This is a genomic window from Halomonas sp. SL18_1 (genome assembly GCF_055755715.1).
The window spans coordinates 594,221-610,318 of the sequence record NZ_JBVTRK010000001.1 but is presented as its reverse complement, the minus strand read 5'-3'; the positions used below and the strand labels follow the sequence as shown (position 1 = coordinate 610,318).

The following is a 16,098-nucleotide window of genomic DNA, read 5'->3' as shown; positions in this document are numbered from 1 at the left end:
CATGAGCGAGATTCGTCGTCGCGATCCACGCCGCGAGTGGATCGCCCGTAACCGTCTGCACCCCGAGCACGCCAGCGCGCTGGCTGAACTGGGAGAGGGGGCTGCCGCGGTAGAGTGGATGGGCCCCAATGGGGTGATGCGCAAGGCCCCCCATGCCATCGGCTTTATCGGCCCCGATGGCGTCAAGCGCATCGACCGCAGCGGCGCCCAGCAGGGCGGCCAGGCGGCGGGCGCGGCCCGCCAGGCGGCCCAGGATAGCCGTCGCCAGGTGGAGATTCCCGAACCGGCCTTTCTGGTGGCGGTGGTCCCGGAGCTCTCCGGCGGGCGGCTCTCCGGTCACGACAAGGACCTGCTGGGGCTGGCCCGGCGCCTGGCCGATGCCGACTCGGCGCGTCCCGGCGCCGTGCTGGCGGTGATATTTGGGCAGCACAAAGGCGAGGGGGGCGGCGAGCTTAAGAGCAGGCCTTCGGCGAGGCGGGCATCGATCGGCTGCTGCACCTCGAGGACGACGCCTACGCCGGCTTCGGCCCCGAGGCGCGGCTGGCGGCGCTCACCGCCGTGGAGCGGGAGCTGGCGCCGCGCCACTGGCTGCTCCCCGACTCGCCCCTGGGCGGGGCCGACCTGGGGCGGCGCCTGGCGCTGCGCCTGGGCGAGCGCCCCGCCACCGGGGTCTGGCAGCTCGAGGCCGATAGCGAGGCGCCGCTGGGCTGGCGCTGCACCGCCCGTGGCGCGGCGGAGCGCCTGGATATCCAGCGTCCCCTGCCCCGGGTCGCCCTGGCGCTGGCCGAGTGCGCCGAGCCGGTGGACGAGACCCGTCACGCCGCCGAGCCGCTGAGCCTGGCGGAGACGATCCCCAGCGCCTTCTCGCGAATCGAGGACCTGGGCCAGGTGGCGGTGGACCCCGCCGGGGTGGCGCTGGCCGAGGCGGAGTTCATCGTCTCCGGCGGCAACGGCGTCAAGGACTGGGAGGGCTTCCACCATGCCGCCAAGGTCCTGGGAGCGACGGAAGGCGCTTCCCGGGTGGCGGTGGACGACGGCTTCATGGCCCGCGACCGCCAGGTGGGGGCCACCGGTACCTGGGTCACCGCCCGGGTCTACCTGGCGGTGGGCATCAGTGGCGCCATTCAGCACCTGCAGGGTATCCAGACCTGCGACAAGGTGGTGGCCATCAACCTCGACCCGGGATGCGACATGATCAAGCGCGCCGACCTGGCGGTGATCGGCGATAGCGCCGAGATCCTCGCCGCCCTGGTGGCCATGGTGGAACAGCAGCGAGGAGGGCAGCGCGATGCGGCCTGAGCAGCAGGGAATCGAGGTGGCGGTACTGGTCTCGGTGGGGCGTCACCCCATCACCGGGCGCGCGCGGCACGCCGATCAGGATGCCCGGGGCCTGGAGCTGGCCCTGGGCCTGGAGCGCCGGCTGCCCGGCAGCCGGGTCAGCCTCTTGCATGCCGGCCCGCGTAGCGAGGAGAGCGAAGCGGCGCTGCGCGGCTACCTGGGGATGGGGCTCGATACCCTGACCCTGCTGGAGCAGGCCGAGGGCAGCGATGCCATCCCGGCCCTGTCCGAGCACCTGGCCGCGGCGCCGCCGCAGCTGGTGGTCACCGGCGCCCGGGCGGAGCGCGGCGAGGGCTCGGGACTCTTGCCCTATGCCCTGGCCGAGCGCCTGGGCTGGCCCCTGGTCAACGGCCTGGCCGCGGTGGAGAAGGTCGAGAACGGCGTGGCGACCCTGCTCCAGGCCCTGCCCCGGGGTCAGCGGCGGCGCTTGAAGGTACGCCTGCCGGCCATCGTCAGCGTGGATGGGGCGGCGCCGGCGGCCCGCCAGAGCGCCTTCGGCCCGGCCCGCCGGGGCGAGCTGGCGGCGACGCCGGTGTCCGCCGAGCCGGACCGGGAGCTGGCCGAGTGGCAGCTGGCCCCGGCCCGCAAGCGCCCCAAGCGACTCAAGATCGTCAAGGCCGCCTCGGCCCGGGACCGCTTCAAGGCCGCCGCCGCCAAGGCGGAGGGCGGCAGCGGCCAGGTGCTGGAGGGGGTGTCCGCCGAGCAGGGCGCCGAGGCGATCCTCAAGCTGCTCAACGAGGAGGGGGTGCTGAGATAGGCGTTGCCCTTCTGCTACTCCCTACTCACTCCCCCACCCCGCAACCCCGGCCCCGGCCGGGGTTTTGCGTCTGGCGAGTCACGTCGCGCTCGCGACCACCCTGCCCTAGGCTCTGTCTGAAAACTGGCTGCGCTCGACCATACGGCGTTAAAAATCGGCTCAAAGTACTCATTTACACCCCGTAAACTCCGTCTTTTCGCCGATTTTTGCCTTGTCTGGCCTTCGCTCGCCGACTTTTCGGACAGAGCCTTGTGTCTCTCCGGGCTTGTTGATTAGCTACCAGCAGGCCTGGCATCAGGGTGAGCATCCACAGAGCCTGAGGCGCAACAGCCTGGGATTTAGATTATGCCCCCTGATGCCCTCTATCTCGATAGCTTGAATGGTATCCAAGCCCCTCCCAACCCGGAGTGAGGCTGCACGAACAAGGAAAGGCGACGAGAGCATGGCAGTGATCGGTATCGACGTCAGCAAGCAGAAGATCGACTGCGCCTGGCTGCGCGATGTGGCGAGCGGCAAGGTCAAGACCCGTGTATTCCCTAATCGTCGGCAGGACTTTCCTCGCTTGCTTGAATGGCTCGAACACCAGACCGGGGAGCCACAGGATCAGTTGCATGTGTTGATGGAGGCCACCGGCATCTATCACGAAACGCTCGCGTATTGGCTGCATGCTGCCGGCATCCAGGTTTATGTCCTCAACCCCGCGCAGGTGCGCGACTTCTCCCGAAGCCTGGGAGTACGCGGCAAAACGGATAAGAAGGACAGTGTGGTGCTGGCACGCTATGGCGCGACGCAACGACCTGAGGCTTGGAAGCCGGAGCCCGAGGAAGTGCGCAAGCTCAAGGCGCTGGCAGCGAGACTCGACGCGCTGGACAAGGACATCCAGCGTGAGCGAAACCGGCGCGAGAAAGCCGAGTTCGCCATGGCAAGCGATATCCTCCGCTCGATCGATGACATCCTGTTGGCATTGACTCGTGAGCGGGATCGCCTCCAACAGGAGATCGATGACCACCTCGATCAGCACCCTGGCTTGAAGCAGGATCGCGCCTTGTTGCAAACAATTCCCGGCATTGGCCCTGCGGTATCTCTCCGACTGTTGGCGATGCTGCGTAGCCGCGCTTTCGAAAGCGCCCGCCAGGCCGCGGCGTTTGCGGGGCTTGTGCCTGTTAGTTGGGAATCGGGCAGCTCCGTACGTGGGCGGCCTCGCTTGTCGAAAGCCGGCAATCCGAAACTGAGGCAGAGCCTGTACATGGCAGCCGTTGTCGGGCTGAGGCGGAATCCGGATATCTCCGCGCTATACCAGCGGCTTACAACAAACGGCAAGAGCAAAATGGCGGCCTTGGGGGCGGCGATGCGGAAGCTAATCCACATCGCCTACGGTGTCCTCAAGACCCAGACCGAATATCGGCCACAAACCGCCTGATGGAATGTTTGTGGCCGGTTAGGAGAGATGGTATCTAGGCGCCCGGCTTGGCGGCCGAGGCCGCTTCTCCCAGCCGCTCGGCCAGCCGCTGGGCGGCGCGCCGGGCCAGGGGCGTCAGCTCGGGGGTCTCCTCCGCCAGGCTGGCAATCAGGCGCCGCTTCATCGGCCGGGCCCAGAAGGTCTCCAGGTGGCGGCAGATGCTCGCCACGGCCTCCTCCTCGTCCCGGCCGCCGCCCAGGTTGGCGGCGATCTGGTTGACCATGCGTACCAGGTGCGTGTCGTGGTGCAGTGACATCGTGGGTTCCTCAGCCATGGGCCCGGATCGCCGCGGGGCGGCGGGGCGGTGATAGATCAGGTGGCGGCCCGGTCGGGCGAAGCCCACCAGCAGCAGGTCGGCCGCCCGGGCCTGCTCCACCGCCAGCGCCGTGGCCGCCGAGACGGCCACCAGGGCGCCGATGCCGGCGCTGGCGCTCTTGTGCACCATCTCGTAGCTGGCGCGGCTGGAGACCAGCGCGAAGCCGTCCGGCGCGGGCCCGCCGCGGCGGGCCAGGGCGCCGATCAGCTTGTCCAGGGCGTTGTGGCGCCCCACATCCTCGCGCAGCAGCTGGATCTGCCCCGGCCGTCGCACCAGGCGGCGCCGTGGGTTGCGCCGGTGACGGCCTGCAGGGCCTGGTGCTCGGTCAGCTGCACCAGGGCGCGCTGGATGGCGCCGTCGCCCAGCGCCGGCGCCGTGACCCGGGGATCGGGCGAATCGCCTGTTCCAGGGCCTCGGTGCCGCACAGGCCGCAGCCGGTGCGCCCGGCCAGGCTGCGGCGCCGGGCCTTGAGGGCCGCCAGCCGCTGGCTGCTGATGGTCAGCCGCACCGCCAGGCCATGGGCCTCCTCGCCAACCTCCAGGTCGTAGCACTCGTGGGAATGCGCCAGGATCCCCTCGGAGAGGCTGAAGCCCAGGGCGAACTCTTCCAGGTCGGCGGGCGTGGCCATCATCACCGCATGGGAGATGCCGTTGTAGACCAGGGCCACCGGCACCTCCAGGGCCAGGGCGTCCTCCTGGGCATCGGCGTACCAGCCGGTGGCGCCGCGGCGCACCTCCACCGGGTGACGCGCCAGGGCGGTGACGGCGCCCGTCGAGACGTTATCGCCGCCGCTCATGGCGCGGACTCCCGCTGCGCCGCCCCGGCCAGGTGGTCGCGCTGGGCCCGGTCGAAGGCCGCGAAGCGCTGTTGCCAGGCGGAGGGCTGGCTGACCTTCTCCACCTGCACCGCCGTGACCTTGTACTCCGGGCAGTTGGTGGCCCAGTCGGAGTTGTCGGTGGTGATGACGTTGGCGCCGCTGCCCGGGTGGTGGAAGGTGGTGTAGACCACCCCCGGCTGCATGCGCTCGCTGAGCCGGGCGCGCAGCACCGTCTGGCCGGCACGGCTGGTGATGCCCAGCCAGTCGCCGTCGCGGATGCCGCGCAGCTCGGCGTCGGCGGGGTGCAGCTCCAGCACGTCCTCGTCGTGCCACACCTGGTTGTCGGTGCGCCGGGTTTGGGCGCCGACGTTGTACTGGGAGAGGATGCGCCCGGTGGTCAGCAGCAGCGGGAAGCGGCGGTTGCTGCGCTCCTCGGTGGCCACGTACTCGGTGATAGCGAAGCGGCCGCGGCCGATGGGGAAGTCGTCCGCATGCAGGGTCGGGGTGCCGATGGGGTAGGCGTCGTTGCAGGGCCACTGCAGGCTGCCGCGTTCCTCGAGCCGCGCGTAGCTGACCCCGGCGAAGCTCGGCGTGAGCCGGGCGATCTCGTCCATGATCTCCGAGGGGTGGGCGTAGTCCATGGGGTAGCCCAGCGCCCGGGCCAGGTCCTGGGTGACCTCCCAGTCGGCCTTGCCGGCCAGCGGCGGCATCACCCGGCGAACCCGGTTGATGCGCCGCTCGGCGTTGGTGAAGGTGCCGTCCTTCTCCAGGAAGCTCGCGCCCGGCAGCAGCACATGGGCGTACTTGGCGGTCTCGTTGAGGAAGATGTCCTGGACGATCAGGCACTCCAGGGCGGAGAGCGCCGCCTCCACGTGCTGGGTGTTGGGGTCGGACTGGGCGATGTCCTCGCCCTGCACGTAGAGCGCCTTGAAGCTGCCATCGATGGCGGCGTCGAACATGTTGGGGATGCGCAGCCCCGGCTCGTCGTCCAGGGTCACGCCCAGGCGGCCTCGAAGCGCCCGCGGGCGACGGGGTCGGCCACGTGCTGGTAGCCCGGCAGCTCGTGGGGAAGGAGCCCATGTCGCAGGCGCCCTGGACGTTGTTCTGGCCGCGCAGCGGGTTCACCCCTACGCCCTCGCGGCCGAGGTTGCCGGTGGCCATGGCCAGGTTGGCGATGCCCATCACCATGGTGGAGCCCTGGCTGTGTTCGGTGACCCCCAGGCCGTAGTAGATGGCGCCGTTACCGGCGCTGGCGTAGGTGCGCGCGGCCCGGCGCACCGCCTCGGCGGGCACCCCGGTGATCCCCTCGGTCGCCTCGGGGAGTGGCGTTCTTCAGAGATGAAGTTGCGCCAGGCCCGGTAGGCCGCGGTGTCGCAGCGGGCCGCGATAAAGTCCTGATCCTCCAGGCCTTCGGTGACGATGACGTGCCCCAGGGCATTGATCAGCGCCACATCGGTGCCCGGGCGCAGCGGCAGATGCTGGGCGTCCGCCAGGTGAGGGGTCTTGAGCAGGTCGATGCGCCGCGGGTCGGCGACGATCAGGCTGGCGCCCTGGCGCAGCCGCTTGCGCATCAGCGAGCCGAACACCGGGTGGGCGTCGGTGGGGTTGGCGCCGATCACTAGGATGGCGTCGGCCTGCATCACCGAGTCGAAGGTCTGGGTGCCGGCGGACTCGCCCAGGGTGGTCTTGAGGCCGTAGCCGGTGGGAGAGTGGCAGACCCGGGCGCAGGTATCGGTGTTGTTGCTGCCGAAGGCGGCGCGCACCAGCTTCTGCACCAGGTAGGTCTCCTCGTTGGTGCAGCGCGAGGAGGTGATGCCGCCGATGCTCTCGCGGCCGTGCTCGGCCTGGATCGCCTGGAGGCGTGCCGCGGCGAAGGCGATCGCCTCCTCCCAGCTCACCTCCCGCCAGGGCTGGTCGATGGCGTCGCGGATCCTCGGCGCGGTGAGTCGGTCCGGGTGGGTGGCGTAGCCGAAGGCGAAGCGCCCCTTGACGCAGGAGTGGCCGTGGTTGGCGTCGCCGCCCTTGTAGGGCACCATGCGCACCAGCTGGTCGCCCTTCATCTGGGCCTCGAAGGAGCAGCCCACCCCGCAGTAGGCGCAGGTGGTGATCACGCTGTGCTCCGGCTGGCCGGCGTCGATGACGCTCTTCTCCATCAGGGTGGCGGTGGGGCAGGCCTGGACGCAGGCGCCGCAGGAGACGCAGTCGGAGTCCATAAAGGCCTCGCCCTGGCCCGCCGTAACCTTGGAGTCGAAGCCGCGGCCGTCGAGGGTCAGGGCATAGGTGCCCTGGACCTCGTCGCAGGCGCGCACGCAGCGCGAGCAGACGATGCACTTGCTGGGGTCGAAGCTGAAGTAGGGGTTGGATTCGTCCTTGGCCGCCTGCAGGTGGTTCTCGCCCTCGAAGCCGTAGCGCACCTGGCGCAGCCCCACGGCGCCGGCCATGTCCTGCAGCTCGCAGTCGCCGTTGGCCGGGCAGGTGAGGCAGTCCAGGGGGTGGTCGGAGATGTAGAGCTCCATGACGTTGCGGCGCAGCCGGGCCAGGCGCTTGTTCTGGGTGGTGACCTGCATGCCCTCGGTCACCGGCGTGGTGCAGGCGGCGGGGGTGCCGCGCCGGCCCTCCACCTGGACGGCGCACAGCCGGCAGGAGCCGAAGGCCTCCAGGCTGTCGGTGGCGCATAGCTTGGGGATATTGATATCGGCCAGGGCCGCGGCGCGCAGCACCGAGGTGCCCTCGGGCACGCGGATCGCCACGCCGTCGATGGTCAAGCTGACCGGGGCGGCACCCGCCGCGGGGGCAGCGCCTGCGGCTCGGGTTGGGCAAGGAGTGCCGAGGTCCTTGGCATGCTGTCGGGGGTCGAAATGCTCGATCATGGTCAGGCTCCCTCCGCCGGTCGCCGGAAGTCATCGGGGAAATGGGTCAGGGCGCTGCGCACCGGGAAGGGGGTCATGCCGCCCATGGCGCACAAGGAGCCATCATCCAGGGTGTCGCAGAGATCCCGGAGCAGGTCGAGGTTGGCTTCGCGGTCGCGGCCGGCGCGAATGCGATCGATCACCTCCACGCCGCGGGTCGAGCCGATGCGGCAGGGGGTGCACTTGCCGCAGGACTCCACCTTGCAGAACTCCATGGAGAAGCGGGCCTGCTCCGCCATGTCGACGCTGTCGTCGAACATCACCACCCCGCCGTGGCCGACCCCGCGCCCACTTCGGCGAAGGCCTCGTAGTCCAGCGGCAGGTCCCACTGGCTTTCCGGCAGATAGGCGCACAGGGGGCCGCCCACCTGGACGGCGCGCAGCGGCCGCCCGCTGGCGGTGCCGCCGCCGAAGGCTTCCATCAGGTCGCGCAGGCTGGCGCCGAAGGCCAGCTCCACCAGGCCGCCGCGGCGGACATTGCCGGCCAGCTGCAGCGCCAGGGTGCCCCGGGAGCGGCCCATGCCGACCTCGGCATAGGCCGCGGCCCCCTCGGCGAGGATGAAGGGCACGGCGGCCAGGGAGAGGACGTTGTTGACCACGGTGGGGCGCCCGAAGAGGCCCTCGATGGCCGGCAGCGGGGGCTTGGCTCGCACCAGGCCGCGCTTGCCCTCCAGGCTCTCCAGCAGCGAGGTCTCCTCGCCGCAGATATAGGCGCCGGCACCCAGGCGCACCTCCAGCTGGAAGGCGCGGCCGCTGCCGAGGATGTCCTCGCCCAGGTAGCCGTCGGCCTCGGCGCGGGCGATGGCCGCGTCGAGGATCGTCTTGGCCAGCGGGTACTCGGAGCGCAGGTAGATATAGCCCTGGGTGGCGCCCACGGCGAGGCCGGCGATGGTCATGCCCTCGATCAGCAGGTAGGGGTCGCACTCCATCACCAGGCGATCGGCGAAGGTGCCGGAGTCGCCCTCGTCGGCGTTGCAGACGATGTACTTCCGGTCCGCCGCGGTGTCGAGCACCGTCTGCCACTTGATGCCGGTGGGGAAGGCGGCGCCGCCGCGGCCGCGCAGCCCCGAGGCCTTGACCTCCTCGACGATGTCCTGGGGGGGCGGGTCAGGGCCAGCTCCAGGCCGCGGAAGCCGTCGTGGGCCAGGTAGTCAGCGATGGAGAGCGGGTCGGTGAGGCCGATCCGGGCGAAGGTGAAACGCTGCTGGCGGGCGAACCAGGGCAGCGCCTCGGTGGGGCCCAGGGCCAGGGGATGGCCGGTATCGCCCGCGAGAAGAGCTCCATCGAGCAGGCCGGCGTCGAGCAGGCCGGGGATATCCTCGGCGGCCACCGGCCCGAAGCCCAGGCGACCGTTGGCCGTTTCCACCTCCACCAGGGGCTCCAGCCAGGCGGCGCCGCGGGAGCCGTTGCGCACCAGGGTGAGGGCCAGGCCGCGGGCGCGGGCCTCCCGCTCCAGGCGGGCGGCCACCGCGTCGGCGCCCAGGGAGAGGGCGGTGGTATCGCGGGGACGAAGACGCGCACGCTCATGCGATCACCTCCAGGGGGCGGGTCTGCAGTTCGTCGACCAGGGCGTCGAAGCGCTCGGGGGTGACCCGGCCCAGCACCCGATCGTCCACCCGCACGGCGGGGCCGCAGGCGCAGTTGCCCAGGCAGTAGACCGCCTCCAGGGTGATCTCCCGGTCGGCGGTGGTGGCGTGGTAGTCGATGCCCAGGCGCGCCCGGGCGTGGGCCTCCAGGGCCCGGCCGCCCACCGCCTGGCAGGCCTCGGCGCGACAGAGCTGCACCACATGCCGCCCGGGGGGCGTGGTGCGAAAGTGATGGTAGAAGCCGATCACCCCGTGCACCTCGGCGCGGGTCTGGTTCAGGGCCTCGGCGATGATCGGCACCGCCGCCTCGGGAATGAAGCCGAAGCGATCCTGAATGGCGTGGAGGATGGGCAGCAGGGCCCCCGGCTTGTGCTTGAGGGCGTCGATCTCCGCCTGGATCGACTGCGGCGTCCACTCTCGAGACTCGCTCATCGCGCTCCCCTTCCTCGGTCCTGGTGATGTCTGTTAGATAGCACGGCGTTATCGTCGAGAAGCTCAGTAGCTGACGACTACATTGCCCAGCGGCTTGCTGCAGCAGGAGAGGATATAGCCCTCGGCCTCGTCTTCTTCGGTGATGCCGCCGTTGTGCTCCATCTCCACCCGCCCCGACGTCAGTGGAACGCGGCAGGTACCGCAGATGCCCATGCCGCAGGCCTTGGGGATATGCAGCCCCAGCTTGGCGGCGGCGTTGTGGACCGTCTCGCCCGGCTGGATGCGAACGCTTTTCCCGGTGGTGGAGAACTCGACGCTGATCATTTCGGCGACGTCCAGCTCCTCGGCCTCGGCTTCGGCTTGCTCGGCCAGCTCCAGCACCTCCTCCTGCACGTCCACCGGCGTGGCCCCGAAGGACTCCTCGTGGTAGCGGCTCATGTCGAACCCGCTGTTCTGGAGCAGGTTCTTGACGGCGTTCATATAGGGGGTGGGGCCGCAGCAGAAGATCTCGCGATCCATGAAGTCAGGGGTCATCAGTTCCAGCATGGCCTGGCTCAGGTAGCCGCGGAAGCCCGACCAGGCCTCGCCCAGTTCGTCGCTGCGCTCGCAGATAATGTGCAGCTTGAATTCGGGGATTCGCGAGAACATATGCGCCAGCTCGCGGTGGAAGATGATGTCCTGGGGGTGCGGGCGCTGTGCACGAACTCCAGGTCCACCGCGGCATTGGTATCGAAGAACCAGCGCGCCATGGACATCAGCGGCGTAATGCCCACGCCGCCGGATAGCATCAGGATCTTCTCCGCCGGGTAGTCGATGGCATTGAAGTTACCCACCGGGCCATGTACCGCCAGCTCGTCATTGACCTTGAGGTGGTCGTGGAGCCAGTTGGAGACCTTGCCGCCCGGCATCCGCTTGACGGTGATCGAGAAGCTGTAGGGCACCGAGGGGGAGCTGGAGATGGTGTAGGAGCGCATCACCTGCTCGCCGTCGATCTCCAGCTCCAGGGTCACGAACTGCCCCGGCTTGAAGAAGAAGAGCACCGGCTGTTCGGCCATGAAGCAGAAGGTGCGTACGTCCCAGGTCTCCTGAATCACCTTGACGCAGCGCACCAGGTGGCGGCCGTTGGTCCAGGTCTGGGTGGTGACGGGATTGAGGAAGCTGGTTGTCATTGTCGATTCGCCTGGCTGCACCATGGGGGCTATCTCCGACCGCGGTGCCACCGCCTGCCGTTGAGCGAATTCTGCGCCAATGCATAGCGTCACCACATGCCTGTTTACGACGCGGGCATATCCATGGGGTCCAGCGGGTAGGCGAGACGTGGTGCCTAGCGTCGCCAGCGTATCGTCCGGCGTCGCTGCCAGGCAATTGTCTTCTGAAGCTCTGCTCCACACTCGCCGAAAATCAGGAACGCGCCGTTGCAGCGCGTCCCCTTCCCAACCGCTGACGACACCCACAATCAACAATGACTCGGCGTGCCCTGCCGCCTGTAATGAGGAAGTGCCCCATGGAATCCAAGTCCATCGCTCGTCTGGATGATCCCCTGGCCCCCGCCCGGGAAGCCACCGCGGAGATGCTGCGCAGCCGTCAGCGCCACTTCTCGCTGCCCCAGCCTTTTTATAACGATGAGCGTCTCTTCGCGCTGGACATGCAGGAGATCTTCGGCAAGGAGTGGCTATTCGCCGGCATGACCAGCGAGATTCCCGCCAAGGGCCACTACATGACCGTGGCGATCGGCGACAACCCGGTGATCCTGGTGCGCGGCAACGACGGCCAGGTGCACGGCTTCCACAACGTCTGTCGCCACCGCGGCTCCCGACTCTGCGTCAGTGAGAAGGGCAAGGTCGCCAAGCTGGTCTGCCCCTACCATCAGTGGACCTACGAGCTGGACGGCCGCCTGCTGTTCGCCGGCGCTGACATGGGCGAGAACTTCGACCTGACTCAGTACGGCCTGAAACCCGTACAGGTGAAGACCGGGGGCGGCTTTATCTTCATCAGTCTGGCCGACGAGCCCCCGGCCATCGACGACTTCCTGGAAAGCCTGGATCACTACCTCGAACCCTACGATATGGAGAACACCAAGGTGGCGGTGGAGTCCTCCATCGTCGAGCAGGCCAACTGGAAGCTGGTGATCGAGAACAACCGGGAGTGCTACCACTGCAACGGCTCCCATCCGGAGCTGCTCAACTCCCTGCAGGAGTTCGACGACACCGACGACCCTCGCGCCACTCCCGCCTACAAGGCTCTGGTGGCCAAGAAGCAGGCCGACTGGGACGCCCAGCGGGTGCCCTGGCAGCTCGCGCGCTTCGGCAAGCGCAACCGCCTGACCCGCACCCCCCTGCTCGACGGCACGGTCTCCATGACCCTGGACGGCAAGCCGGCCTGTCAGAAGCTGATGGGGCGGATCGAGAGCGCCGATCTGGGTTCGCTGCGTATCCTCCATCTGCCCAACTCCTGGAACCACTTCATGGGCGATCACGCCGTCGTCTTCCGGGTGCTGCCGCTGGGCCCCCAGGAGACCCTGGTCACCACCAAGTGGCTGGTGCACAAGGATGCCGAGGAGGGGGTCGACTACCACACCGAGACCCTGCGCCGGGTGTGGGACGCCACCAACGACCAGGATCGCCGCCTGGCCGAGGAGAATCAGCGTGGCATCAACTCCCATGCCTACGAGCCGGGTCCCTACTCCGAGACCTACGAGTTCGGGGTGATCGATTTCATCGACTGGTACGGCGAGCGGATGCTGGAGAACCTGGGTCACAGCGCCCCGCACCTCAAGGTGGTGCAGGGCTGAGCAACGCCCCTGCTGTCCGTCGACGGCAGGGGCGTCCTTCATTCGGGAGCCCCGACTACCGCAGATGGGTGTCCAGCGCCGTCCTGACCGACGGCAGCAGTACCTCGCGCTTTTCCTCCAGCTCGCGCAGCAGTTCATCGAGGCCAGGCACTTCGCCCTCGGCGCGACAGCGCCGCGCCAGCCGCGCACAGGTATCGGGACTGGCCCCTTCGGGGATATGGATGCCCAGTGCCGTCAGCCGTTGACGGAAGTCGTCACCGTCGATCAACTCGGCAATCATCATCGTAAGGTCCTCCAGCGGTGGGTCGCGGCGCCGGCAATCGGCGCCGCGGCGATCAGGCCGATTCGGCTCTGCTGAGCCGGCAGGCGGCTACTTTTAAGCGGCCACGCTGCCGTGGGGATCGATACCCCGAATTAGCTGGCCGCGCCGCCTGTTGGCGCCAGCCGCGGCCAGCTCGGGCGGCTCCTTAAGCGGCCACGCTGCCGTGGGGATCGATGACGAATTTCTTGGCGGCTCCCCCATCGAAGTCGGCGTAGCCCTGGGGGGCCTGATCCAGCGAGATCAGCTGGACGTTGACCGCATCGGCGATCTTCACCTTGTTGAACAGGATCGCCTGCATCAGCGGGCGGTGGTACTGCATCACCGGGCACTGGCCGGTGTGGAAGGAGTGGGACTTGGCCCAGCCGAGGCCGAAGCGCATGCTCAGCGCGCCCTGCTTGGCGGCGTCGTCGGCCGCCCCCGGGTCCTCGGTGACGTAGAGCCCCGGGATGCCGATCTGGCCGCCGGCGCGGGTCAGCTGCATGGCCGAGTTGAGCACCGTGGCCGGCGCCTCCTTGCCGTGGTTGCAGCCGCAGGCATGGGCCTCGAAGCCGACGCAGTCGACGAAGCAGTCGACTTCCCGCTCGCCGAGGATCACCTCGAGCCGGTCGGCCATGTCGCCCTCCTGGGTCAGGTCGAGGGTCTCGCAGCCGAAGCTGCGCGCCTGGGCCAGGCGCTCCTCGATCATGTCGCCGACGATCACGCAGGCCGCCCCCAGCAGCTGGGCGGAGACCGCCGCCGCCAGGCCCACCGGCCCCGCGCCGGCGATATAGACGGTGCTGCCCGGGCCGACCCCGGCGGTGACGCAGCCGTGGAAGCCGGTGGGAAGATGTCGGAGAGCAGGGTGAGGTCCTTGATCTTCTCCATGGCCTGGTCGGCGTCCGGGAACTTCAGCAGGTTGAAGTCGGCGTAGGGCACCATGACGTACTCGGTCTGGCCGCCGACCCAGCCGCCCATGTCCACATAGCCGTAGGCCGCGCCGGGGCGCGCCGGATTGACGTTGAGGCAGATGCCGGTGCGGCCCTCCTTGCAGTTGCGGCAGCGCCCGCAGGCGATATTGAAGGGCACCGAGACCAGATCGCCCGGCTTGATGAATTCGACGTCGCGGCCGCACTCGATAACCAGGCCGGTGATCTCGTGGCCCAGCACCAGGCCGGAGGGCGCGGTGGTGCGCCCGCGCACCATGTGCTGGTCGCTGCCGCAGATATTGGTGGTGACCACCTTGAGAATCACGCCGTGGTCGCATTTGCGATTGCCCAGCGCCAGTTCGGGGTAGGGGATGGCTTCGACGTCGACCTTGCCCGGGCCCTTGTAGACGACGCCGCGATTGGCTGCACTCATGGCTGGCTCCTTATGCGTTGTTCTCATGTCCCGACGGCGGCCGGGAAGCTGACTGGCCTGTCGCCAGTGAGTCAGCCTAGTCCCGTCCCCCACCGCAGGCGTGCTCCACAGAGACATCCGGATGTCCATTCGAGACATCCCTTGCCTTTCAGGAGCTGTCGGATATTTCCGGGTCGCTCTCACGACATTGCTCGCATCCGACGGGCCCAAGAATGCCGGGGCCGCGGTGTGTCGCCACACCCGGCCACCGAGCAGGACACCAATAACAACCCCGAGGAACCCCCATGACCCGAGATGACGACCCGGTCCTGTCGCCGGGGCAGGACAACACCCAGGTGCTGGGCCTGGACTTCCACAATCCCGTCTTTCCCCTCTCTGCACTGGCCATCCTGGCCTTCATCCTCTACGCCCTGGTCTATCCCGATGCCGCCAGCAGCCATTTGGGCACCGCCCGCGGCTGGTCCATCGAGCACTTCGACTGGCTGTTCATGATCGCCGGCAACTTCTTCGTGCTCCTCTGCCTGATGCTGATCGTGCTGCCGCTGGGCAAGGTTCGCCTGGGGGGTGCCCAGGCTCGATCGGAGTATTCCCGGCTCTCCTGGTTCGCCATGCTCTTCGCCGCCGGCATGGGCATCGGCCTGATGTTCTGGAGCGTCGCGGAGCCGGTGGCCTACTACACCGACTGGTACGGCACGCCCCTGAATGCCGCCGCCGGCACCGCCGAGGGCGCCAGCGCCGCCATGGGAGCGACCCTGTTCCACTGGGGCTGCACCCCTGGGCGATCTACGGCGTGGTGGGGCTGTCGCTGGCCTTCTTCGTCTATAACCGCGGCCTGCCGCTGACGCTGCGCTCCGCCTTCACACCCCTGCTGGGTGAGCATACCCGGGGCTGGATCGGCCATACCGTCGATATCCTGGCGGTGCTGGCTACTATCTTCGGCCTGGCCACCTCCCTGGGCTTCGGCGCCTCCCAGGCCGCCGGCGGCCTGACCTATCTGTTCGATATTCCCAATACCCTGGGCACCCAGATCGCGATTATCGTGCTGGTCACCGCCGTGGCGCTGTTCTCGGTCTGGCGCGGCATCGACGGCGGCGTGAAGCTCTTCTCCAACATCAACATGGTGATCGCCCTGGTCCTGCTGCTGTTCGTGGTGATCACCGGTGGCACCCTGCTGTTCATCAACGGCCTGGCCACCACCACCCTGGATTACGTGGCCCATATCGTGCCGCTCTCCAACTGGGTCGGCCGCGACGATACCACCTGGTACCACGGCTGGACGGTGTTCTACTGGGCCTGGTGGATCTCCTGGTCACCCTTCGTCGGCATGTTCATCGCCCGGGTCTCCCGGGGTCGCACCGTGCGTGAGTTCCTCACCGCCGTGCTGGTGGTGCCGACCCTGGTCACCATCGTCTGGATGAGCGCCTTCGGCGGCACCGCCCTGCGCCAGTCGGCGGCCGGGGTCGGCGAGCTGGCGAACGGCATCGGCGACGTCTCCCTGGCGATGTTTCAGATGCTCGAACAGCTGCCGCTGACCACCCTCACGTCCTCCCTGGCGATCCTGCTGGTGCTGATCTTCTTCATCACCTCCTCGGATTCGGGATCCCTGGTGATCGACAAGATCACCGCCGGCGGCAAGACCGACGCGCCCAAGGGTCAGCGGGTCTTCTGGGCCACCCTGGTCGGGGTGATCGCCGGGGTGCTCCTCTACGGCGGCGGCAGCACCGCACTCGGCGCCCTGCAGGCCGGTGCCGTGGCCACCGGCCTGCCCTTCACCCTGGTGCTGCTGGTGATGGCCTTCAGCCTGGTCAAGGGCCTGCGCGAGGAACAGCTGGACCTGGCCCTGGCCGGCGCGCGCTGAGACCACTCCTGATTCTCTCTACCCGGCTTCGGCCGGGGTTTTTTTGCTGGCGTCCCAAGCGACTTCAGTCCCTATCCAGGCGCGGGGCATTACCGAAAAGTCGGCCTGGTTTCAATGATCCAGATCAATTTTTCCGCTGTACCGTCTTGGGCAGGAGAGAACCCTATCTCGATGCG

General features: G+C 68.5%; 7 protein-coding genes and 6 pseudogenes. 5 read left to right on the top strand and 8 right to left on the bottom strand.

Annotated elements, in window-relative coordinates:
* The first annotated feature begins 1 nt into the window (after position 1).
* From etfA to ACSJDS_RS03140, 3 genes and pseudogenes are all read left to right on the top strand, one after another.
* Positions 2-1,299 (top strand): annotated as a pseudogene (etfA, locus tag ACSJDS_RS03150) (electron transfer flavoprotein subunit alpha).
* Complete coding sequence (gene etfB, locus ACSJDS_RS03145; RefSeq protein ID WP_473032071.1) at positions 1,289-2,095, top strand: electron transfer flavoprotein subunit beta; 807 nt, start codon at positions 1,289-1,291, stop codon at positions 2,093-2,095. The pseudogene etfA and the gene etfB overlap by 11 nt, the downstream one beginning before the upstream one ends.
* Positions 2,096-2,537: 442 nt before the next feature.
* Complete coding sequence (locus ACSJDS_RS03140) at positions 2,538-3,515, top strand: IS110 family RNA-guided transposase (protein ID WP_473032061.1); 978 nt, start codon at positions 2,538-2,540, stop codon at positions 3,513-3,515.
* A gap of 34 nt (positions 3,516-3,549) precedes the next feature.
* On the opposite strand, the gene ACSJDS_RS03135 is transcribed toward ACSJDS_RS03140, so the two are convergent.
* The 6 genes and pseudogenes from ACSJDS_RS03135 to ACSJDS_RS03110 form a co-directional block, all read right to left on the bottom strand.
* Positions 3,550-4,143 carry a formate dehydrogenase subunit delta gene (locus ACSJDS_RS03135; protein WP_473032070.1) on the bottom strand — a complete coding sequence of 198 codons (594 nt, stop codon included), beginning with the start codon at positions 4,141-4,143 and terminating at the stop codon, positions 3,550-3,552.
* Positions 4,144-4,195: 52 nt separating this feature from the next.
* Positions 4,196-4,666: a formate dehydrogenase accessory sulfurtransferase FdhD gene (locus ACSJDS_RS03130; protein WP_473032069.1), complete on the bottom strand. Its 471-nt coding sequence runs from the start codon at positions 4,664-4,666 to the stop codon at positions 4,196-4,198.
* Positions 4,663-7,557: pseudogene (fdhF, locus tag ACSJDS_RS03125) on the bottom strand (formate dehydrogenase subunit alpha). Before fdhF ends, ACSJDS_RS03130 begins: the two are co-directional and overlap by 4 nt.
* A 2-nt stretch (positions 7,558-7,559) precedes the next feature.
* Positions 7,560-9,122 (bottom strand): annotated as a pseudogene (locus ACSJDS_RS03120) (formate dehydrogenase beta subunit).
* Positions 9,119-9,613: a formate dehydrogenase subunit gamma gene (locus ACSJDS_RS03115; protein WP_473032068.1), complete on the bottom strand. Its 495-nt coding sequence runs from the start codon at positions 9,611-9,613 to the stop codon at positions 9,119-9,121. Before ACSJDS_RS03115 ends, ACSJDS_RS03120 begins: the two are co-directional and overlap by 4 nt.
* 63 nt (positions 9,614-9,676) lie before the next feature.
* Positions 9,677-10,782: pseudogene (locus ACSJDS_RS03110) on the bottom strand (FAD-binding oxidoreductase).
* A 335-nt stretch (positions 10,783-11,117) separates the two neighbouring features.
* Between ACSJDS_RS03110 and ACSJDS_RS03105 the strand changes: the two are divergent.
* Positions 11,118-12,404 (top strand): aromatic ring-hydroxylating oxygenase subunit alpha, encoded by a 1,287-nt coding sequence (locus tag ACSJDS_RS03105; protein ID WP_473032067.1) that lies wholly within the window; start codon positions 11,118-11,120, stop codon positions 12,402-12,404.
* Positions 12,405-12,459: 55 nt separating this feature from the next.
* Here ACSJDS_RS03105 and ACSJDS_RS03100 read toward each other — a convergent pair whose 3' ends face one another.
* Positions 12,460-12,687 (bottom strand): hypothetical protein, encoded by a 228-nt coding sequence (locus ACSJDS_RS03100; RefSeq protein WP_473032066.1) that lies wholly within the window; start codon positions 12,685-12,687, stop codon positions 12,460-12,462.
* A gap of 184 nt (positions 12,688-12,871) precedes the next feature.
* A pseudogene (fdhA, locus tag ACSJDS_RS03095) lies at positions 12,872-14,064 on the bottom strand (formaldehyde dehydrogenase, glutathione-independent).
* 284 nt (positions 14,065-14,348) lie between these two features.
* Here fdhA and ACSJDS_RS03090 point away from each other — a divergent pair.
* Positions 14,349-15,922 (top strand): annotated as a pseudogene (locus tag ACSJDS_RS03090) (BCCT family transporter).
* The last annotated feature ends 176 nt before the right edge of the window (positions 15,923-16,098 follow it).